The sequence below is a fragment of the Campylobacter sp. JH23 genome (assembly GCF_017846595.1).
Taxonomy (GTDB): domain Bacteria; phylum Campylobacterota; class Campylobacteria; order Campylobacterales; family Campylobacteraceae; genus Campylobacter_D; species Campylobacter_D coli.
Map to the genome: position 1 here is coordinate 40,036 of NZ_JAEQBP010000003.1, position 21,461 is coordinate 61,496.

Below are 21,461 nucleotides of genomic sequence, written 5' to 3' on the forward strand. Positions count from 1 at the left end.
TTGCTTATTTAAGTAAGTCTTCTTTTTTATTTTTTACCTAGATATTAGGTCTTCTTTTTTAAATTTACAAAATTTACCACGAGGTATATGCAATATGTTAGACAATAAATTAAGAAATCGTTTAAGAGTAGATTTCTCCAATATTTCAAAGCAAATAGAAATTCCAAATCTTCTTCAACTTCAAAAAGCAAGTTTTGATTATTTTTTAAATCTTGAAAATGGTGAAAGTGGAATAGAAAAAGTATTTAAATCAATCTTTCCTATCCATGATCCACAAAATAGGTTAAGTCTTGAGTATGTTAGTAGCGAAATTGGAAAACCAAAATACACAATTCGTGAGTGCATGGAAAGAGGTTTGACTTACTCTGTAAATTTAAAAATGAAAATCCGTCTTACCTTACATGAGAAAGATGAGAAAACAGGTGAAAAAGTTGGTATAAAAGATATCAAGGAGCAAGAAATTTATATAAGAGAAATTCCATTGATGACAGATAGGGTTTCTTTTATTATCAATGGGGTTGAAAGAGTTGTAGTTAATCAGCTTCATAGAAGTCCAGGCGTAATCTTCAAAGAAGAAGAAAGCTCGACTGTTGTTAATAAGCTTGTATACACTGCTCAAATTATTCCTGATCGCGGTTCTTGGCTTTATTTTGAATATGATGCTAAGGATGTATTGTATGTAAGGATTAATAAAAGAAGAAAAGTTCCAGTAACAATGCTTTTTAGAGCTTTAGGATATAAAAAACAAGATATTATTAAATTATTTTATCCTATTCAGACTATTCACGTTAAAAAAGATAAATTTTTAACAGAATTTAATCCAAGTGATTTTATGGATAGAATAGAATACGATATCAAGGATGAAAAGGGTAATATTATCCATCAAGCCGGTAAAAGATTAACCAAGAAAAAAGCCGAACAGCTTATTAAAGATGGCTTAAAATGGATAGAATATCCAGTAGAAATTTTGTTAAATCGTTATCTAGCCAATCCTATTATTGATAAAGAAAGTGGCGAAGTTTTATTTGACTCTCTAACCTTACTTGATGAAAGCAAACTTGCTAAAATTAAAGAGCAAAAAAGTTTTGAAATAGCTAATGACTTGGCAAATGGAGTGGATGCAGCTATTATTAATTCATTTGCACAAGATAATGAAACTTTAAAATTATTAAAACAAAGTGAAAATATCGATGATGAAAATGATTTAGCAGCTATTAGAATTTATAAAGTAATGCGCCCAGGTGAGCCTGTTGTAAAAGATGCGGCTAAAGCCTTTGTTAATGATTTATTTTTTAATCCTGAAAGATATGATCTTACTAAAGTAGGTCGTATGAAAATGAACCATAAACTAGGACTTGAAGTTCCAGAATATGTAACAGTTCTAACCAATGAAGACATTATCAAAACTGCAAAATATTTAATTAAAGTAAAAAATGGTAAAGGACATATTGATGATAGAGATCATTTAGGAAATCGTCGTATCCGTTCTATAGGTGAACTTTTAGCCAATGAACTTCATTTAGGTCTTGCAAAAATGCAAAAGGCGATCAGAGATAAATTTACTTCTTTAAATGCGGATCTTGATAAAGTAATGCCTTATGATTTAATCAATCCTAAAATGATTACTACAACTATCATTGAATTTTTTACAGGAGGTCAGCTTTCGCAATTTATGGATCAAACCAACCCTTTAAGCGAGGTTACTCATAAGCGTCGTTTATCAGCGCTTGGTGAAGGTGGACTTGTAAAAGAAAGAGCAGGTTTTGAAGTACGTGATGTTCACTCGACACATTATGGTAGAATTTGTCCAGTTGAAACACCTGAAGGTCAAAATATTGGTTTGATTAACACTCTTTCTACTTATGCAAAAGTAAATGAACTTGGCTTTGTTGAAGCACCATATAGAAAAGTTGCAAATGGTAAAGTGACTAATGAAGTTGTTTATCTTACAGCGACACAAGAAGAAGGCTTGTTTATCGCACCAGCTTCAACTAAGGTTGATGCTAAAGGCAATATAGTAGAAGAATTTGTTGAGGCTAGACAAGATGGTGAAACTATACTTGCAAGACGCGAAGAAGTGCAATTAATCGATCTTTGCTCAGGTATGGTTGTTGGAGTTGCAGCTTCTTTGATTCCGTTTTTAGAGCACGATGATGCAAACAGAGCGCTAATGGGTTCAAACATGCAACGTCAAGCTGTGCCACTTCTTACTGCTTCAGCTCCGATAGTAGGAACAGGTATGGAACAAATTATTGCGCGTGATGCTTGGGAAGCTGTTAAAGCAAAGCGTGGCGGTGTGGTTGAGAAAGTGGATAATAAAAGCATTTTTATTTTAGGTGAAGATGATAAAGGTCCATTTATTGACCATTACACTATGGAGAAAAATTTAAGAACCAATCAAAATACAAATTATATTCAACACCCTATTGTTAAAAAAGGTGATATAGTAAAAGCAGGACAAATTATCGCAGATGGTCCTTCTATGGATCAAGGCGAACTTGCTATAGGTAAAAATGCTTTAATCGCTTTTATGCCTTGGAATGGTTATAACTATGAGGATGCTATAGTAGTAAGTGAAAGAATTATACGCGAAGATACTTTTACTAGTGTTCATATTTACGAAAAAGAAATTGAAGCAAGAGAACTAAAAGACGGTATAGAAGAAATTACCAAAGATATTCCAAATGTAAAAGAAGAAGATGTTGCGCATCTTGATGAGAGCGGTATTGCAAAAATTGGTACCCATATTAAACCAGGTATGATTTTGGTGGGTAAGGTTTCTCCAAAAGGTGAGGTTAAACCAACTCCTGAAGAAAGACTTTTAAGAGCGATTTTTGGAGAAAAAGCAGGACATGTTGTGAATAAATCCCTTTATGCAACCGCTTCTTTAGAAGGTGTTGTTGTGGATGTTAAAATTTTCACTAAAAAAGGCTATGAAAAAGATGATCGCGCAATAAAATCTTATGATAAAGAAAAAATGGCTTTAGAAAAAGAGCATCATGATAGACTTTTGATGATGGATAGAGAAGAAATGCTTCGTGTTTGTGCTCTTCTTTCCAAAGCCCCTTTAAATAGCGATCAAAAAATTGGAGATAAAAATTATAAAAAAGGACAAACTGCAGATATTAGCGAACTTGAAAAAATCAATCGTTTTACTTTAACAACTTTGATTAAAGCTTATTCTAAAGAGATTCAAAAAGAATACGATGATTTAAAAAATCATTTCCAAAATGAGAAGAAAAAGCTTAAAGCTGAACATGATGAAAAACTTGAAATTTTAGAAAAAGATGATATCTTACCAAGTGGAGTAATTAAGCTTGTTAAGGTGTATATCGCAACAAAACGCAAGCTTAAAGTGGGTGATAAAATGGCAGGACGCCATGGAAACAAAGGTATAGTTTCTACTATAGTACCTGAAGTGGATATGCCTTATTTGCCAAATGGAAAAAGTGTGGATATTGCACTCAATCCACTTGGGGTTCCAAGCCGTATGAATATAGGGCAAATTTTAGAAAGCCACTTAGGTCTTGTAGGGCTTAGACTGGGTGATCAAATTCAAGAAATTTTTGACAGAAAACAAAAAGATTTCGTTAAAGAATTAAGAGCAAAAATGCTTGAAATATGTTCTATTCCAAGACTTGTAAATGAAAAAGAATTTATTAAAAATTTAAGCGATGAAGAGCTTTTAAATTACGCAAGAGATTGGAGCAAGGGTGTTAAATTTGCAACTCCTGTTTTCGAGGGAGTCAATATAGAAGAGTTTGCAAAACTTTTTGAAATAGCAAAGATTGACATGGATGGCAAAACAGAACTTTATGATGGGCGCACTGGAGAAAAAATCGCTGAGAGAGTTCATGTAGGATGTATGTATATGCTAAAACTTCACCATTTGGTCGATGAAAAAGTTCATGCTAGAAGTACTGGACCTTATAGTTTGGTTACCCAGCAGCCTGTGGGCGGTAAAGCACTCTTTGGTGGACAAAGATTTGGTGAAATGGAAGTTTGGGCGCTTGAAGCTTATGGAGCGGCTCATACCTTAAGAGAGATGCTTACTATAAAATCCGATGATGTTGAAGGTAGATTTAGTGCTTATAAAGCGCTTACCAAAGGAGAAAATGTCCCAGCAACAGGAATTCCGGAGACATTTTTTGTATTGACTAATGAGCTTAAGTCTCTAGCTTTAGATGTTGAGATTTTTGACAAGGATGAAGATAATGAGTAAATTTAAAGTAATAGAAATAAAAGAAGATGCAAGACCTAGGGATTTTGAAGCATTTCAACTTAGACTTGCAAGTCCTGAAAAAATTAAATCTTGGTCTTATGGTGAAGTAAAAAAGCCAGAGACTATTAATTATAGAACTTTAAAACCAGAAAGAGATGGGCTTTTTTGCGCTAAAATTTTTGGACCTATTAGAGATTATGAATGTCTTTGTGGTAAATACAAAAAAATGCGCTTTAAAGGCGTTAAGTGTGAAAAATGTGGAGTTGAAGTTGCAAATTCAAAAGTTCGTCGCTCTAGAATGGGGCATATTGAACTTGTAACCCCAGTAGCTCATATTTGGTATGTTAATTCTCTTCCAAGTCGTATAGGAACACTTCTAGGTGTTAAAATGAAGGATCTTGAACGCGTACTTTATTATGAGGCTTATATCGTGGAAAATGCAGGAGATGCGTATTATGATAATGAAAGCACCAAAAAAGTAGAATACTGCGATGTATTAAATGAAGAACAATATCAAAATTTGATGCAGCGTTATGAAAATAGTGGCTTTAAAGCAAGAATGGGGGGCGAAGTAGTCCGTGACTTGCTAGCAAATTTAGATCTTGTGGCGCTTTTAAATCAGCTTAAAGAAGAAATGGCTGCTACAAATTCAGAAGCTAAGAAAAAAACCATTATAAAGCGTTTAAAAGTTGTAGAAAACTTCTTAAATTCAAATTTAAATGCAAATACAAATAACGAAGATGCAGTACCAAATCGTCCTGAATGGATGATGATTACAAACTTACCTGTATTGCCACCTGATTTGCGTCCTTTGGTTGCTTTAGATGGGGGTAAATTTGCAGTTTCTGATGTAAATGATTTATACCGCCGTGTTATTAACAGAAATACACGTCTTAAAAAACTTATGGAGCTTGATGCGCCTGAAATTATTATCAGAAATGAAAAAAGAATGCTACAAGAAGCTGTAGATGCACTTTTTGATAATGGTCGTCGTGCTAATGCAGTTAAAGGAGCAAACAAACGCCCGTTAAAATCTTTGAGTGAAATTATCAAAGGTAAACAAGGTCGTTTTAGACAAAACTTGCTAGGTAAAAGGGTGGATTTTTCAGGTCGTAGCGTTATTGTTGTAGGACCAAAACTTAGAATGGATCAATGTGGCTTACCTAAAAAAATGGCTTTAGAACTTTTCAAGCCACATTTATTGGCTAAGCTTGAAGAAAAAGGTTATGCCACTACAGTAAAACAAGCTAAAAAAATGATAGAAAACAAAACTAATGAGGTTTGGGAATGTTTAGAAGAGGTGGTAAAAGGGCATCCTGTTATGTTAAACCGTGCTCCAACTCTACATAAACTTTCTATCCAAGCTTTCCATCCTGTTTTAGTTGAGGGGAAGGCAATACAACTCCATCCTTTAGTTTGTGCAGCATTTAACGCGGATTTTGATGGTGACCAAATGGCGGTGCATGTGCCACTTTCTCAAGAAGCGATCGCAGAATGTAAGGTTTTAATGCTTTCTTCTATGAATATTCTTTTGCCTGCAAGTGGAAAGTCTGTAACTGTACCTTCTCAAGATATGGTTTTAGGAATTTATTATCTTTCTTTGGAAAAAATGGGTGCAAAAGGTTCACATAAGATATGCACAGGCATTGATGAAGTAATGATGGCCCTTGAAAGTAAATGCCTTGATATTCATGCTAGCATTCAAACTATGGTTGATGGTAGAAAGATTACTACAACAGCAGGAAGACTTATTATTAAATCTATTTTGCCTGATTTTGTTACTGAGAATATGTGGAATAAGGTTTTAAAAAAGAAAGATATTGCTGCACTTGTGGATCATGTATATAAACAAGGTGGTTTACAAACTACTGCAAGCTTTTTAGATAAACTTAAAAATTTAGGTTTTGAATATGCGACTAAGGCAGGTATTTCTATATCTATCGCTGATATTATCGTTCCTAATGATAAACAAAAGGCTATTGACGAGGCTAAAAAGCAAGTAAGAGAAATTCAAAATTCTTATAATCTTGGTTTGATCACTTCAGGTGAAAGATATAACAAAATTATTGATATTTGGAAAACCACTAACAATACTCTTTCAAGAGATATGATGAAGCTTGTTGAAAAAGATAAGGAAGGCTTTAATTCTATCTATATGATGGCAGATTCAGGTGCTAGAGGTAGTGCAGCTCAAATTTCTCAGCTTGCTGCTATGAGAGGACTTATGACTAAGCCTGATGGATCGATTATCGAAACGCCTATTATTTCAAATTTCCGTGAAGGTTTGAATGTTCTTGAGTATTTTATTTCAACTCACGGAGCTAGAAAAGGTTTAGCAGATACTGCTCTTAAAACAGCAAATGCAGGTTATTTGACAAGAAAACTTATTGATGTGGCGCAAAATGTAAAAATTACCGTTGAAGATTGTGGCACACACGAAGGTGTTGAAATCAATGAGATCACTGCAGATAGTTCCATTATAGAAACTTTAGAAGAGAGAATTTTAGGCAGGGTTATAGCTGAAGATGTAATCGATCCTATTACAAATTCTGTACTTTTTACAGAAGGTACCTTAATAGATGAAGAAAAAGCTAGAATATTAGGAGAAAGCGGTGTAAAAAGTGTAAATATTCGCACTCCAATCACTTGTAAAGCTAAAAAAGGAATTTGTGCAAAATGTTATGGAATCAATCTTGGCGAAGGCAAGCTTGTTAAGCCAGGTGAGGCAGTGGGTATTATCTCTGCTCAATCTATCGGTGAGCCAGGAACTCAGCTTACGCTTAGAACCTTCCACAGCGGGGGAACTGCAAGTACAGATTTACAAGATAGACAGGTAAGCGCCCAAAAAGAAGGTTTTATAAGATTTTATAATCTTAAAACTTATAAAAATAAAGAGGGAAAAGACATAGTGGCTAATCGTAGAAATGCGGCTATTTTACTTGTAGAGCCAAAAATTAAAGCACCATTTAAGGGTATTATCAATATAGAAAATATCCACGAAGATGTAATTGTTTCTATAAAAGATAAAAAACAAGAGGCAAAATATATTCTTAGAAAATACGATCTTGCTAAACCAAATGAATTAGCGGGCGTTAGCGGAAGCATTGATGGAAAGCTTTATTTACCGTATCAAAGCGGTGCTGAAGTTGAAGAAAATGAAAGTATTGTTGAGATGATTAAAGAGGGTTGGAATGTGCCAAACCGTATTCCATTTGCAAGTGAAATTCTTGTAAAAGATGGGGATCCTGTTGTGCAAAATATCAAAGCAGGGGAAAAAGGAATTTTAAAATTCTATATTCTTAAGGGCGATGGACTTGATAGGGTTAGAAATATTAAAAAAGGCGATATAGTAAAAGAAAAAGGATTTTTTGTTGTAGTTGCTGATGAAAATGATAGAGAGGCAAAAAGACATTACATCCCAAGAGAATCAAGAATAGAATTTAATGATAGCGAAGAGGTTAATTTTGATTCTATAATCGCTAGTGCGCCAAAACAAGAAAAGTCAGTTATTGCAGAATGGGATGCTTATAATAATACTATCATTGCAGAGATTGATGGTGTGGTAAGTTTTGAAGATATAGAAGCAGGTTATAGTGCAGATGAGCAAATCGATGAGGCAACAGGCAAGCGCTCGCTAGTGATCAATGAGTATTTACCAAGCGGAGTAAGACCGACTTTGATAATTGCAGGTAAAGGTGATAAAGCAGTGCGTTATCAGTTGGAGCCAAAAACGGTTATTTTTGTTCATGATGGTGATAAAATTTCTCAAGCAGATATTTTGGCAAAAACTCCAAAAGCAGCAGCGAAATCAAAAGACATTACCGGAGGTCTTCCAAGGGTTTCAGAGCTTTTTGAAGCAAGAAAACCAAAAAATGCAGCAGTAATTGCAGAGATTGACGGTGTGGTTCGTTTTGATAAGCCTTTACGCTCAAAAGAAAGATTGATTATCCAAGCAGAAGATGGCACAAGCGCAGAATATTTGATCGATAAATCAAAACATATTCAAGTAAGAGAAGGTGAATTTATTCACGCAGGTGAAAAGCTAACTGATGGAGTAGTTTCAAGTCACGATGTGCTTAAAATTTTAGGCGAAAAAGCCTTGCATTATTACTTGATTTCTGAAATTCAACAAGTATACCGAGGTCAAGGGGTTGTTATTTCTGATAAGCATATTGAGGTTATAGTTTCTCAAATGTTAAGACAGGTTAAAATTATTAATAGTGGACATACTAAATTTATCGAAGGGGATTTGGTTTCAAGACGCAAATTCCGCGAAGAAAATGAGCGAATTCTTAGATTGGGCGGAGAACCAGCTATTGCCGAACCTGTACTTTTAGGTGTTACAAGAGCAGCGATAGGCAGTGATAGTGTGATTTCTGCAGCTTCATTCCAAGAAACAACAAAAGTACTTACCGAAGCAAGTATCGCGGGTAAATTTGACTACTTAGAAGACTTAAAAGAAAATGTTATTTTAGGTAGAATGATTCCTGTTGGAACAGGGCTTTATGGTGAGCAAAATTTAAAACTTAAAGAACAAGAATAACTTATAGCCCTTTTTTGGGCTATTTTAGTATAATTCTTCTAAATCGTTGAAATGAATTTTTAAGGCTTTTTCTATTTTATTTTTTTCTTCTAAAAGTATTTTTTTATTTTTTTCTCTGAAGGTTTCATTAGAGTAGAAAATAAGATAAGATATACTAATAGCGGCAATTATTTTGTTTTTATGTTCTATACCTATAGCCATACATTCAATTTGCGGATTGATTTCTCCGCTTTCAATAGCAATTTTTTCTTTTTTAATTTGTTCGATTTGTTGATAGAGTTCATCTATATTTTTTAGTGTATTTTCTGTGATTTTTTCAAAATTGTTTGGATAAATTTTTTTTAATTCTTCTTTATTTTTATTGGACAATAAAGCCTTGCCTAAAGAAGTTGCATAAGCAGGATAAGAGGTGCCTATGAAAGATTTTAATTGTACTGGATTATTTGCATCAATTTTTTCTAAATAGAGCACATTTTCTTCTTTTAAAATTCCCATTTGACAAGTTTGATTTGTTAAATTTCTTATATTTTTCATATGTTTTTTAATCATTTCAAAAATACTATTTTCACTTTTTATATTGTATCCTAATTCTAAAATTTTAAAATCTAAATAATAGCTTTTATTCTTTAAATCGCATCTGATGTATTGTTTTTCTTGTAGAGTTTGCAAAATAGGCCAAAGAGTTCCAGCTGGAATATTTAGTTTTTTGGCTATAGTACTTAAGGTAAGTTTTTCTTTTGCCAGCAGTTCTAAAATATTTAAAACTCTAAGAGTAGGCTGATGCATAATGCTTTTATCCTTGTTTTGTTTTTATAAATTCTAGCATAATTTTTACTTTTAGTAACACAAAATAAAAAAATTATTTATTGATAAATTTCGATAATTTTTTGTAAGAATCGGTAGTTATTAAGGATGGAATGTGAATTTTACACCATATTCTTAATTTGATTTTTTACAAATATTTTGTTATATTTTTTGTATATAAATATATTTTTGTATATACGAAAGGAAAATAAAAATGGGAATTTTAAAAGGAACTTTACCGGCTTTGCTTACTCCATATAAAGATGATGGAAGTATTAATGAAAAAGAATTTATTCACTATTGTGAATTTGGTATTTCTAAAGGTTTAAATGGATTATTTTGTAATGGAAGCGCGGGAGATTCTCAAGCTTTAAGCATTGAAGAACAAGTTAAATTAATGAGACTCACAAAAGAAGTTGCAAAAAATAATATGCCCATTATTACAGGTATTGCTTCAACAATTTATCAAAATACTTTTACTTTGGCACAAAAAGCTTATGAAATAGGTCTTGATGCTTTGTTGCTTGCTATGCCTTATTATTATAAATTAAGTGAAGATGCGCTTTTTGAATATGTAAAAGATCTATCTTCTAAAGTGAAACTTCCCTTGTATGTTTATAATATACCTCTTTTTGCACCAGCACTAAGCTTAAAATTTATAGAAAGAGTTTCAAAGCTTGATAATGTTGTGGGTATAAAAGATAGTAGTGGAGATGCTTTGCTTTTAAATCATATTTTAGATGTGCTACCTAGCAATTTTGATGTTTTTGTAGGAAGAGAAGAATTTTATGTAGGTGCATTATTAGCAGGTGCAAAAGGTTCTATGACTAGCATAGGTGGAGTTTTTCCAGAACTTATGAGCGAAATTTACAAATCAATCAATGAAAAAAATATAGGCAGAGCTTTGCTAATACAAAAAAGTTTATTAAAGGCCATAAGATTTGGTATGAGCATAGCTTTTCCTATGGGTTTTGCTTTGCTTTTAAAGGCCAGAGGATTTGAATTTGTAAATGCTAGTATTCATCCTTTATCACCTGCTACAAAAGAAGAATTAAACACTCGCTTTGATGAAGCAAAAGAGCTTATTAAAACTATAGAAAAAGAAACAGGTATAAAACTATGAAAGGATATATTATAGTCAATGAAAAAGACAATGTTGCCACAGCTTTGCGTGACTTTAAAAAAGGCGAAAAAGTGGCAAATATTGAGCTTTTAAATGATATTGCAAGCGGACATAAATTTGCACTAAAGGATATAAAAAAAGATGAAATTATTATCAAATACGCAGAAGCTATAGCTAGTGCAAGTTGCGATATTAGTACAGGGGAATGGGTGCATATCCATAATACTGCGGGAATTAGAGGTCGTGGAGATAAGGAATAAATATGAAAAAGATAATGGGCTATAGAAGAGAAGATGGAAAATTTGGCTTAAGAAATAAAGTCATTATCATACCAAGTGTACATTGTGCTAATAAAGTGTGTGAAAATATAGCTAGAAAATGTAATGGAGCGGTTTATATCAACCATCAGCATGGTTGCTCCCAGCTTGAATTTGATGCTTTGCAAACCAGAGATGTTTTGATAGGTCATGGGAGCAATGCCAATGTTTTTGGTGTTTTAATTGTAGGGCTTGGTTGTGAGGTAATACAAGCTAAAGTAGTAGCAGAAAAAATCAAAGAAGCAACGCCTTATAAAAAGGTTGAATATTTAGTGATACAAGAATGCGGTGGTAGTAAAAATACTATTGAAAAAGGTATTAAAATAGTCAATGAAATGCTTGAAAGTGCCGCAAAGTTACAAAAAAGTGAAGGAGATTTTAGTGATTTGATTTTAGGCACAGAATGCGGTGGAAGTGATAGCTATAGCGGACTTAGTGCTAATCCTGCTTTAGGAAGTTTGAGTGATTTTGTCATTGATGAGGGTGGTGCGGTAATTTTAGCAGAAACTACAGAGCTTATAGGTTGTGAAGCTATACTTGCTAAGAGAGCAAAAAACGATGAAATAGCTAAAAAGGTATATGATAAGATTTTAGGTTATGAGAATTTAGTCAAGTCTTTTCGTGCTGATATTCGAGGAGCAAACCCTAGTCCGGGAAACATTGCAGGTGGGCTTAGTACTATAGAGGAAAAATCCTTAGGTTGTGTTTATAAAGCAGGAACCAGAACCTTAATGGATGTGATTGATTATGCCAAACCTATAGTTTCTAAAGGACTTACTTTTATGAATACGCCAGGTAATGATATAGAACAACTTAGTGCTATGGTTGCAGGTGGAGCAAATATTTGTGTTTTTACTACAGGTCGTGGCACTCCAACGGGTTCTGCTATTGTGCCTACAATTAAAATGAGTTCTAATACTTTTTGTTATGAAAATATGAATGATGCTATTGATATTAACGCAGGAAGCATTATAGATGGGGTAAAAACAAAAGAAGAAGTGCGTGATGAGCTTATAGAATTAATCGTGCGAATTTCAGATGGAGAATTGGTAAAAGCTGAAATAAACGAGCAAAATGATTTTTCAGTTTGGAGACTTGCTACAACTTGTTAGGGACTAAAAATGGGGCATTTAAAATTAACAAAATTAGAGCTGGTTTGTAAGAAAATATCTTGGCGTATTCTACCTTTAATTGTTTTGATGTTTTGTCTTTCTATGCTTGATAGGACAAATATTAGTTTTGTGAAATCTCACATCGAAATGGATGCGGGTATTAGCGAAACTGCGTATGCTTTGGGTGCTGGGATATTTTTTGTTGGTTATGCTTTGTTTGAAGTGCCTTCAAATTTACTTTTGCATAAATTAGGAGCTAAGATTTGGTTGAGCCGTATAATGATCACTTGGGGACTTGTAACTATGGCTATGATTTTTATACAAGGAGAAACAAGTTTTTATATATTAAGGTTTTTTCTAGGGTTGACTGAAGCAGGTTTTAGTCCAGGGATTATTTTGTATCTTAGTTATTTTTTTCCAGCTATATATCGATCAAAAGCTTATGGAATTTATCAAATGGGTGTGCCTATAGCTTTTGTTTTTGGTTCTTTAATCAGTGGTTTTATACTTGATTATGCATCAAATATGTATTTTAAAAATTGGCAGTGGATGTTTTTAATCGAGGGCGGAATTACTGTTTTGGTGGGTGTTTTTTGTTTGTTTTATCTTGATTCACATCCAAAAGATGCAAAATGGTTAGATATAAAAGAAAAAGATATTTTGCTAAAACATATTGAAATTTCCAATACTAAAGCTAAGGATTATTCTATAAAAGATATTTTTAAAAGTATTTTGGTGTGGAAATTTGTATTTGTTTATTTTTGTATTCAATTAAGTGTTTATGGAGTGCTTTTTTATTTACCAAGTAAAATTGCTCAAATATTGCAAATAAATGTGGGTTTTGAAGTAGGGCTTTTAAATGCTATTCCTTGGATTTTTGTTTTTATCGCCTTGCCAATATTTACCTCATTGGCGGATAAAAAACGCTCTTGGAATTTATATGCGATTTTATTTTTATTATTAGCAAGTTTAAGCATGATAGCTTCGACTTTTGTTGCGAATTTAGCACCATTTTTATTTTTTATTAGCTTGGCTGTTATAGGTTTTATCGTAATTCAGCCTATATTTTGGAATTTACCAACTCAAGTTTTAAAGGGAAAAGGTGGTGCAGCTGCTATCGCACTTATAGGGTCTTTAGGAAATTTAGGTGGTTTTGTCGCACCGACTTTAAAAACATACATAGAAAATCATTTTGGGGTTGAGTTTGGACTTATAACACTAGCATTAATAGCAGTTTTAGGCGTATTGATATTAGTGCATTTAAAAATGACTTTAAATTAGATAAAGGAGAATAAATGGATTTAAAAATTAAAAATAAGGTTTGTATTATTACAGGTGGTGCTAAAGGCATTGGTTATGGTATTGCTAAATTATGGGCTATGGAGGGTGGAATTCCTGTAGTTTTTTCAAGATCTATGCCTAAAGAGCACGACGAAGAATTAAAAAATTTATGCAAAAGCTATGAATTTTATGAAATTGATCTAAAAAATTATGAACAAATTGAAGAACTTATAAAAAAAGTTGTTACAAAACATGGTGGAATTTATGCCCTTGTAAATAATGCAGGTGCAAATGATAATTTGCATATTGAAAATACAAGTACTCAAGATTTGATAAAATCTTATGAAAATAATCTTTTTCATTATTATGCTATGGCAAAAGAGTGTTTGCCTTATATTAAAAAAGAGCAAGGCAGTATTTTAAATATAGTGAGTAAAACAGGTATCACAGGACAAGGAAGAACTTCAGCTTATGCTTCGGCAAAAGCTGCTCAAATAGGTTTTACTAGGGAATGGGCTTGTGCTTTTGCTAAAGATAGTGTTAGAGTAAATGCCATAGCACCAGCTGAAGTTATGACTCCTCTTTATGAAAAATGGTTGCAAAATTTCCCTAACCCTAAAGAGCAATATGAGAAAATCGCAAAAACTATACCTTTAGGACATCGTTTTACCACTATAGAAGAGATTGCAAATACTGCAGTTTTTACACTTAGTCCTTTGGCTTCACATACTACAGGACAAATTTTAATGCCAGATGGAGGTTATGTTCATTTGGATAGAGCATTGAATTGGGATGAAATTTAAGGAGTAAAAAATGACTGATTCTAAGAATATAAAAATAGCTATTGTTTTGGTGACTTCTCTTTTCTTTTTATGGGGAGTAAGTTATGGGCTTATCGATGTAATGAATAAAAATTTTCAAAATCATCTTCACATTAGCCAGCATGAAAGTGGATTTTTACAATTTGCTTATTTTGGAGCTTATTTTATCATAGCCTTGCCAGCGGGTTATATAGCCAATAAGTATTCTTATAAAATGGGGATTATTTTCGGTTTAGCACTTTATGCTGTAGGGGCTTTGCTTATTATACCTGCTACAAATTTAGCTTCTTTTCATTTGTTTTTATTTGCGTTTTTTGTTTTAGCTTGTGGCATTGGTTCTTTAGAAACTAGTGCAAATCCTTACATGGTAAAACTTGGAGATGAAAAAAATGCAAGTTTTAGAATCAATGCCGCACAAAGTTTTAATGGTTTAGGACAATTTGTAGGACCTATTATAGGTGGAGCTTTATTTTTATCTATTACCAAGCAAGAAGAGGGTGCGAGTGCGGAGCAAATCGAAGCTGCATTGCTAGCCAATATGGGTAATGTTCAGCTTGTTTATGTAGGAATTGCTGCTATTGTTATTTTGATTTTAATTGCTTTTGTTCTAAATAAGCTTCCAGAAGGAAGTGCGGTAAGTGATGATTATAAACAAAAAGATGATTCTAAGCCTATACATGTTTTTAAACACAGACATTTTAATTTAGGACTTTTAGCGCAATTTTCATATATAGCAAATCAAGTTGCAGCAGGGGCGTTTTTTATTAATTATGTAGTAGATCATAATGAAGGATTAAAAGATGCGCAAGCTGCTTATTATTTTTCTATAGCTTTGGTTGCATTTATGCTAGGACGTATTGTTTCTACTCCTTTGATGAAAGTGATTAAAGGTGAGAAAATTTTAGGACTTTATTCTTTAATTAATGTACTCATATGCTTTGGCTTGTATTTTACGAGTGGTTTTTTAAGTACTATTCTTTTAATTGCTTTATTTTTCTTTATGTCTATCTCTTTTCCTACTATTTTTGCAGTTGCAACAAAGAATTTGCCTTTAAATCAAGTAAAACTAGGCGGTTCTTTGCTTGTAATGAGTATAGTAGGTGGAGCGATTATGCCTTTAATTATAGGTTTTATTAATGATCATTATGGCACAGGTATGGGGTATTTAGCAATGGCACCTTTATTTTTATATGTGGCTTGGTATGGTTTTGTTGGCTCAAAGATAAAGGCTTAAAATGCAAAAGATTTTTGATGCACATTTGCATCTTTGGGATTTGGATAAAATGCCTATTTCATGGTTAAAAGGCAATGAAAAATTAGAGCAAAATTATGATTTTTTTAGAGCAAAAGAAGAATATGAAGGATTTGAATTTTTAGGTGCTATGTATGTTGAAACCAATAGCGATGATTTAGAAAAGGAAGCTTTATTTGCTTTAGAGCAAAAAAAGCTTCATAATCTTTTGCTTTGTTTAGCGGATTTAAAATATAAAGAAGAACTTAGCTCTTTTAGGGAAGTAATGCACACGAGTAAAAAAGAAGCTAAAAGACTATTTGAAGCAGATTTTGAAGAAAAAATAGAAATTTTAAAAACTTTCAATATACCTTTTGAAGCTTGTATGAAAAATGAAGAACTCAGTTTTTTAGAAAAATTTTTAAATAAAAATCCAAATTTAAAAGTGGTTTTAAATCATCTAGGAAGTCCAAAAATAGATCGTTTAAATGAGTATAAAAAAGATTTAAATCTTTTGAAAAAATTTCCAAATTTATATATTAAGCTTTCGGTTCCAGATGATTTTTCAGAACAAACCTCAAAGGAATTTATTTATGAGCTTTTTGCTTTTTTTAAAGAAAATTTTAGTGAAGATAAATTCATATTTGGTAGCAATTATCCTGTGGCAAAAATAGCTCCAGCTAAGTGGGCTAAACTCATCATAGAAAGTAAAATTTTCAAAAACTTAAATAAGATATTTTATCAAAATGCTTTATCAATTTACAAGGAGGATAGATGCAAAGATATGGCCAAATCATAAAGATAAAAAAGGAAAAAATAGAGGAATATAAAAATCTTCACGCAAAGCCTTATGAAGGGGTTTGCGAGATGATTAAGAAGTGCAATATGCAAAATTATTCCATTTATTTGTTCGGAGAATATTTATTTGCATATTTTGAATATGTAGGTGCTGATTTTGAAGCAGACATGGCTAAAATGGCAAGAGATGAAAGCACACAAAAATGGTGGAAAGTAACAGATCCTTGTCAAATATCTTTAGGCTATGCAGGACAAAAATGGCTAAATATGGAAGAAGTATTTCACTTAGACTAAAAAAGGAGAAAAAATGACAACTTATTTAAATTATATTGATGGAAAGTTTATCCCACATAATGGAGAATTTATCGAAGTTTTAAATCCGGCTACCAAAGAAGTGATTTCAAGAGTAGCTAGCGCTTCTTTAGAAGATACTAAAAGAGCGATTGAAGCAGCCAAAAAAGCACAAAAAGTTTGGGAGGCTAAACCAGCGATTGAAAGAGCAAATCATTTAAAAGAAATAGCTAGTTTAATACGCAAAAATGCTAATTTCTTAACCGAAGTTTTAATGCAAGAGCAAGGAAAAACCAGAGTTTTGGCTAGCATAGAGATTAATTTTACAGCAGATTATATGGATTATACGGCCGAGTGGGCTAGAAGATATGAGGGTGAAATCATACAAAGCGATAGGGCTAATGAGCATATATATTTATATAAAAGTGCTATTGGGGTAATTGGTGGAATTTTACCTTGGAATTTTCCATTTTTCTTAATCGCAAGGAAGATGGCACCTGCTTTACTAACAGGAAATACTATTGTTATAAAGCCAAGCAGTGAAACTCCAAACAATGCTTTTGAATTTGCAAAGCTTGTTTCGCAAAGTTCTTTACCAAAAGGTGTTTTTAACTTAGTTGCAGGTAAAGGCAGTGTAGTAGGATATGAATTATCAAGCAATGAAAATATAGGTATGGTAAGTCTTACAGGAAGTGTTGAAGCAGGGACTAGAGTAATGGAAGCTGCAGCTAAAAATATTATCAAAGTTTCTTTAGAACTTGGTGGAAAGGCGCCAGCTATAGTGTGCAAAGATGCGGATATTGATTTAGCAGTAGAAGCGATTAAAGCAAGTAGAATTTGCAATAACGGACAAGTTTGTAATTGTGCTGAAAGAGCTTATGTGCATACAAGCATTTATGATGAATTTGTAGACAAATTTGTAAAAGCCATGAGTAAAGTAAGTGTTGGAAATACCTTAAAAGGTGATTTTGATATGGGACCATTGGTCAATCAAGCAGGAGTTGATAATGCTTTGGCAATGCTTCAAAGAGCTACAGCTAAAGGAGCGATTGTAGAATGCGGTGGAAAAATCACTGATACAAGTGGGTATTATTTTCCCGCAAGCGTTCTTACTAATGTTAAACACGAAGATGAGATCATGCAAAAAGAAATTTTTGCTCCGATTTTACCTATTGCTAAATTTGATACACTTGATGAAGCTATTGATATGGCAAATGATTGTGAATATGGTCTTACAAGTTCTATTTATACACAAAATTTAGATATAGCAATGAGAGCTAGCAGAGAAATTAAATTTGGTGAAACTTATATTAATCGTGAAAATTTTGAGGCTATGCAAGGTTTTCATGCAGGCTTTAGAAAAAGTGGCATAGGCGGAGCTGATGGAAAACATGGTCTTGAAGAATATTTAGCTACCCATGTGGTATATTTGCAGTATAATACTAATAAACAATAATTTTATTATCTCATCTAGTTTTAGATGGGATAGGATTTTTAATTTTAGTCACTACTAAAACATCTCTAGTTTATATTTTTGTAAGTAAAATTTAGATATCATCTAAAGTTTATTATATTTTTTAAAGAAAGGAATTATTGTGCCTACCATAAATCAATTGGTTAGAAAAGAGCGCAAAAAAGTTTTAGAAAAATCTAAATCTCCAGCGCTTAAAAATTGTCCACAAAGAAGGGGAGTTTGCACTAGGGTTTATACTACAACACCTAAAAAACCAAACTCAGCGTTAAGAAAAGTTGCCAAAGTAAGACTTACTAGTGGCTTTGAAGTGATCAGCTATATCGGCGGTGAAGGTCATAACTTGCAAGAACACAGCATTGTTTTAGTGCGTGGTGGTAGGGTAAAAGACTTACCAGGGGTTAAATATCACATCGTTCGTGGTGCTCTTGATACAGCAGGTGTTGCAAAAAGAACAGTTTCTCGTTCTAAATATGGTGCTAAACGCCCTAAAGCAGGCGCTGCAAAATAATCATTCATACAGACAAATCCGTTAGATTTGATTTTGTTTGAGTAAAATTTAAAATTTGAAGGAAAAATAATGAGAAGAAGAAAAGCTCCGGTAAGAGAAGTCTTGCCTGATCCGATTTATGGTAACAAAGTAATCACAAAATTTATTAATTCTTTAATGTATGATGGTAAAAAAAGCACAGCTACTACGATTATGTATGGTGCTTTAGAACTTATCGATAAAAAAGGTGGAGAAAAAAAAGGTATTGATATCTTTAATGATGCGATTGAAAATATTAAACCTTTGCTAGAGGTAAAATCTCGCCGCGTAGGTGGGGCGACTTATCAAGTTCCAGTAGAGGTTCGTCCTGCTAGACAACAAGCTTTAGCAATTCGTTGGATTATTTCTTTTGCTAGAAAAAGAAGTGAAAGAACTATGATAGATAAACTTGCAGCTGAACTTTTAGATGCGGCAAATAGCAAAGGTGCTTCATTTAAGAAAAAAGAAGATACTTACAAAATGGCTGAAGCAAATAAAGCATTTGCTCACTATCGTTGGTAAGAAGGAGAAAAAATGTCTAGAAGTACTCCTTTAAAAAGGGTTAGAAATATCGGTATTGCTGCACATATTGATGCGGGAAAAACAACTACAAGTGAGAGAATTCTTTTCTTTACAGGTATGAGTCATAAAATAGGCGAAGTGCATGATGGTGCTGCAACTATGGACTGGATGGAACAAGAAAAAGAGCGTGGGATTACTATCACTTCTGCGGCTACAACTTGTTTTTGGAAAGATCATCAAATCAATCTTATTGACACTCCAGGCCACGTGGATTTCACCATAGAAGTTGAAAGATCTATGCGTGTTCTTGATGGTGCTGTTGCAGTATTTTGTTCAGTAGGTGGGGTGCAACCTCAAAGCGAAACTGTTTGGAGACAAGCAAATAAATATGGTGTTCCAAGAATAGTTTTTGTAAATAAAATGGATAGAATCGGCGCAAACTTCTATAATGTAGAAGATCAAATTCGTAATCGCTTAAAAGCTAATCCAGTTCCACTTCAAATTCCAATCGGCGCTGAAGATAATTTCAAAGGTGTTATCGATCTTGTAACTATGAAAGCTTTAGTTTGGGAAGATGATACTAAGCCAACAGATTATGTAGAAAAAGAAATTCCTGCTGAGCTTAAAGAAAAAGCAGAAGAATATCGCACTAAAATGATAGAAGCGGTTTCAGAAACTTCAGATGAGTTGATGGAAAAATATTTAGGCGGAGAAGAATTAAGCCTTGAAGAGATTAAAACAGGGATTAAAGCAGGGTGTTTAAGTCTTTCTATTGTTCCTATGCTTTGTGGAACTGCATTTAAAAATAAGGGTGTTCAACCTTTACTTGATGCTGTTGTGGCTTATTTGCCAGCTCCAGATGAAGTTGCTAATATCAAAGGAGAATATGAAGACGGCACAGAAGTTTCTGTAAAATCAACCGATGATGGCGAATTTGCAGGACTTGCATTTAAAATTATGACAGATCCATTTGTAGGACAACTTACTTTCGTGCGTGTTTATCGTGGATGTTTAGAAAGCGGTTCTTATGCTTATAACTCAACCAAAGATAAAAAAGAAAGAATTGGTCGTTTGTTAAAAATGCACTCTAATAAAAGAGAAGAAATTAAAGTTCTTTACGCAGGAGAAATCGGTGCAGTTGTAGGACTTAAAGATACTTTAACAGGGGATACTCTTGCAAGTGAAAAAGATAAGGTAATTCTTGAAAGAATGGATTTCCCAGATCCTGTTATTTCTGTTGCAGTAGAACCAAAAACTAAAGCAGATCAAGAAAAAATGTCTATTGCGCTAAATAAACTAGCTCAAGAAGATCCAAGCTTTAGAGTTTCTACGGATGAAGAAAGTGGTCAAACTATCATTTCAGGTATGGGTGAATTACACCTTGAAATTATTGTTGATCGTATGCTTCGTGAATTTAAAGTGGAAGCTGAAGTGGGACAACCTCAAGTTGCTTACCGCGAAACCATTAGAAAAACTGTTGAACAAGAATACAAATACGCTAAGCAATCAGGCGGTCGTGGTCAATACGGACATGTATTCTTACGCCTTGAGCCACTTGAGCCAGGTAGTGGATATGAGTTTGTTAATGATATCAAAGGTGGGGTAATTCCAAAAGAATATATTCCTGCGGTTGATAAAGGTGTTCAAGAAGCATTGCAAAATGGTGTTTTAGCAGGTTATCCTGTGGAAGATGTTAAAGTAACTGTTTATGATGGAAGTTATCACGAGGTGGATTCATCTGAGATGGCGTTTAAACTTGCTGCTTCTATGGGCTTTAAAGAAGGTGCTAGAAAAGCAGGTGCTGTGATCTTAGAGCCTATGATGAAAGTTGAAGTAGAAACTCCTGAAGATTACATGGGCGATGTTATTGGAGATCTTAACAAACGCCGTGGTCAAGTAAATAGCATGGATGAGCGTGGTGGAAATAAAATCATCACAGCATTTTGTCCTTTGGCTGAAATGTTTGGTTATTCTACTGATCTTAGAAGTCAAACTCAAGGTCGTGCGACTTATTCTATGGAATTTGATCATTATGATGAAGTTCCTAAAAATGTTGCGGATGAAATCATCAAAAAAAGAAACGGTTAAATTTTTAGCGGGATTTTTCCCGCTTTCTGTCCTCGTAGCTCAGCAGGATAGAGCGCAAAATTCCTAATTTTGAGGCCGTGAGTTCGAATCTCGCCGTGGACACCATTTAAATTTTTTAAATAAACTTAAATAGAATATAAATTTCAAGGAAAATTATGTTGAAATTTTTTTTCACAATATCATTATCTTCCTTACTTTTTGCTCAAAATTTTATAGATTTTGCAAGTCAAAATAATGCTTTAAAACAAGAACAAAACACAAGCAAAGAAAATACTCCTTTAAAAAGAATTAAAATTCCAACCCATTGA

Annotated in this window: 16 protein-coding genes and 1 tRNA gene; 16 read left to right on the forward strand and 1 reads right to left on the reverse strand. The window is 33.3% G+C overall.

The genetic code is table 11. From position 1 onward, the window contains the following. Window positions 1-85 precede the first annotated feature (85 nt). Window positions 86-4,222 (forward strand): DNA-directed RNA polymerase subunit beta, encoded by a 4,137-nt coding sequence (rpoB, locus tag KAR88_RS03275; RefSeq protein WP_072212059.1) that lies wholly within the window; start codon window positions 86-88, stop codon window positions 4,220-4,222. Then, window positions 4,215-8,765: a DNA-directed RNA polymerase subunit beta' gene (rpoC, locus tag KAR88_RS03280; RefSeq protein ID WP_002780797.1), complete on the forward strand. Its 4,551-nt coding sequence runs from the start codon at window positions 4,215-4,217 to the stop codon at window positions 8,763-8,765. Before rpoB ends, rpoC begins: the two co-directional genes overlap by 8 nt. 24 nt (window positions 8,766-8,789) lie before the next feature. Here rpoC and KAR88_RS03285 read toward each other — a convergent pair whose 3' ends face one another. Beyond that, the gene (locus KAR88_RS03285; protein WP_002779460.1) at window positions 8,790-9,551 is read right to left on the reverse strand and encodes an IclR family transcriptional regulator; all 762 of its coding nucleotides are present in this window, start codon (window positions 9,549-9,551) and stop codon (window positions 8,790-8,792) included. Window positions 9,552-9,783: 232 nt separating this feature from the next. Here KAR88_RS03285 and KAR88_RS03290 point away from each other — a divergent pair, with 232 nt between their 5' ends. From KAR88_RS03290 to KAR88_RS03355, 14 genes are all read left to right on the forward strand, one after another. Further along, window positions 9,784-10,692 carry a dihydrodipicolinate synthase family protein gene (locus KAR88_RS03290; protein WP_057037165.1) on the forward strand — a complete coding sequence of 303 codons (909 nt, stop codon included), beginning with the start codon at window positions 9,784-9,786 and terminating at the stop codon, window positions 10,690-10,692. Continuing rightward, entirely contained in the window at window positions 10,689-10,952 is a 264-nt protein-coding gene (locus KAR88_RS03295; protein ID WP_002779462.1) for a UxaA family hydrolase, read from the forward strand. The genes KAR88_RS03290 and KAR88_RS03295 overlap by 4 nt, the downstream gene beginning before the upstream one ends. 2 nt (window positions 10,953-10,954) lie before the next feature. Then, the gene (locus KAR88_RS03300; protein WP_002779463.1) at window positions 10,955-12,121 is read left to right on the forward strand and encodes a UxaA family hydrolase; all 1,167 of its coding nucleotides are present in this window, start codon (window positions 10,955-10,957) and stop codon (window positions 12,119-12,121) included. A 9-nt stretch (window positions 12,122-12,130) separates the two neighbouring features. Further along, on the forward strand, window positions 12,131-13,402 hold the full coding sequence (locus KAR88_RS03305; RefSeq protein WP_002788668.1) for an MFS transporter: 1,272 nt from the start codon (window positions 12,131-12,133) through the stop codon (window positions 13,400-13,402). A gap of 14 nt (window positions 13,403-13,416) precedes the next feature. Continuing rightward, window positions 13,417-14,205, forward strand: a complete 789-nt coding sequence (locus tag KAR88_RS03310; protein ID WP_002829741.1) for an SDR family oxidoreductase — start codon at window positions 13,417-13,419, stop codon at window positions 14,203-14,205. Window positions 14,206-14,215: 10 nt separating this feature from the next. Further along, window positions 14,216-15,457, forward strand: coding sequence for an L-fucose:H+ symporter permease (gene fucP / locus KAR88_RS03315; RefSeq protein WP_002779466.1), 1,242 nt, complete (start codon window positions 14,216-14,218; stop codon window positions 15,455-15,457). Window position 15,458: 1 nt separating this feature from the next. Next, entirely contained in the window at window positions 15,459-16,253 is a 795-nt protein-coding gene (locus tag KAR88_RS03320; RefSeq protein ID WP_002779467.1) for an amidohydrolase family protein, read from the forward strand. After that, window positions 16,229-16,546: an L-rhamnose mutarotase gene (locus KAR88_RS03325; RefSeq protein WP_002779468.1), complete on the forward strand. Its 318-nt coding sequence runs from the start codon at window positions 16,229-16,231 to the stop codon at window positions 16,544-16,546. Before KAR88_RS03320 ends, KAR88_RS03325 begins: the two co-directional genes overlap by 25 nt. 13 nt (window positions 16,547-16,559) lie before the next feature. Further along, complete coding sequence (gene aldA / locus KAR88_RS03330; RefSeq protein ID WP_002779469.1) at window positions 16,560-17,999, forward strand: aldehyde dehydrogenase; 1,440 nt, start codon at window positions 16,560-16,562, stop codon at window positions 17,997-17,999. A 139-nt stretch (window positions 18,000-18,138) separates the two neighbouring features. After that, window positions 18,139-18,525, forward strand: a complete 387-nt coding sequence (gene rpsL / locus KAR88_RS03335) for a 30S ribosomal protein S12 (protein WP_002782934.1) — start codon at window positions 18,139-18,141, stop codon at window positions 18,523-18,525. A gap of 69 nt (window positions 18,526-18,594) precedes the next feature. After that, the gene (rpsG, locus tag KAR88_RS03340; protein WP_002782933.1) at window positions 18,595-19,065 is read left to right on the forward strand and encodes a 30S ribosomal protein S7; all 471 of its coding nucleotides are present in this window, start codon (window positions 18,595-18,597) and stop codon (window positions 19,063-19,065) included. A 12-nt stretch (window positions 19,066-19,077) separates the two neighbouring features. Continuing rightward, window positions 19,078-21,153 (forward strand): elongation factor G, encoded by a 2,076-nt coding sequence (gene fusA, locus KAR88_RS03345; RefSeq protein ID WP_002780804.1) that lies wholly within the window; start codon window positions 19,078-19,080, stop codon window positions 21,151-21,153. A gap of 28 nt (window positions 21,154-21,181) precedes the next feature. Then, window positions 21,182-21,258 (forward strand) — tRNA-Arg (locus KAR88_RS03350). 50 nt (window positions 21,259-21,308) lie between these two features. After that, a complete protein-coding gene (locus KAR88_RS03355) occupies window positions 21,309-21,461 on the forward strand; it encodes a hypothetical protein (RefSeq protein WP_002779473.1) in 153 nt (50 codons plus the stop codon).

Bases quoted from the DNA above. Each gene is read 5' to 3' on its own strand.
- rpoC (WP_002780797.1), top strand. From the start codon at position 4,215: ATGAGTAAATTTAAAGTAATAGAAATAAAAGAAGATGCAAGACCTAGG.
- KAR88_RS03285 (WP_002779460.1), bottom strand. From the start codon at position 9,551: ATGCATCAGCCTACTCTTAGAGTTTTAAATATTTTAGAACTGCTGGCA.
- KAR88_RS03290 (WP_057037165.1), top strand. From the start codon at position 9,784: ATGGGAATTTTAAAAGGAACTTTACCGGCTTTGCTTACTCCATATAAA.
- KAR88_RS03295 (WP_002779462.1), top strand. From the start codon at position 10,689: ATGAAAGGATATATTATAGTCAATGAAAAAGACAATGTTGCCACAGCT.
- KAR88_RS03300 (WP_002779463.1), top strand. From the start codon at position 10,955: ATGAAAAAGATAATGGGCTATAGAAGAGAAGATGGAAAATTTGGCTTA.
- KAR88_RS03305 (WP_002788668.1), top strand. From the start codon at position 12,131: ATGGGGCATTTAAAATTAACAAAATTAGAGCTGGTTTGTAAGAAAATA.
- KAR88_RS03310 (WP_002829741.1), top strand. From the start codon at position 13,417: ATGGATTTAAAAATTAAAAATAAGGTTTGTATTATTACAGGTGGTGCT.
- fucP (WP_002779466.1), top strand. From the start codon at position 14,216: ATGACTGATTCTAAGAATATAAAAATAGCTATTGTTTTGGTGACTTCT.
- KAR88_RS03320 (WP_002779467.1), top strand. From the start codon at position 15,459: ATGCAAAAGATTTTTGATGCACATTTGCATCTTTGGGATTTGGATAAA.
- KAR88_RS03325 (WP_002779468.1), top strand. From the start codon at position 16,229: ATGCAAAGATATGGCCAAATCATAAAGATAAAAAAGGAAAAAATAGAG.
- aldA (WP_002779469.1), top strand. From the start codon at position 16,560: ATGACAACTTATTTAAATTATATTGATGGAAAGTTTATCCCACATAAT.
- rpsG (WP_002782933.1), top strand. From the start codon at position 18,595: ATGAGAAGAAGAAAAGCTCCGGTAAGAGAAGTCTTGCCTGATCCGATT.
- fusA (WP_002780804.1), top strand. From the start codon at position 19,078: ATGTCTAGAAGTACTCCTTTAAAAAGGGTTAGAAATATCGGTATTGCT.
- KAR88_RS03355 (WP_002779473.1), top strand. From the start codon at position 21,309: ATGTTGAAATTTTTTTTCACAATATCATTATCTTCCTTACTTTTTGCT.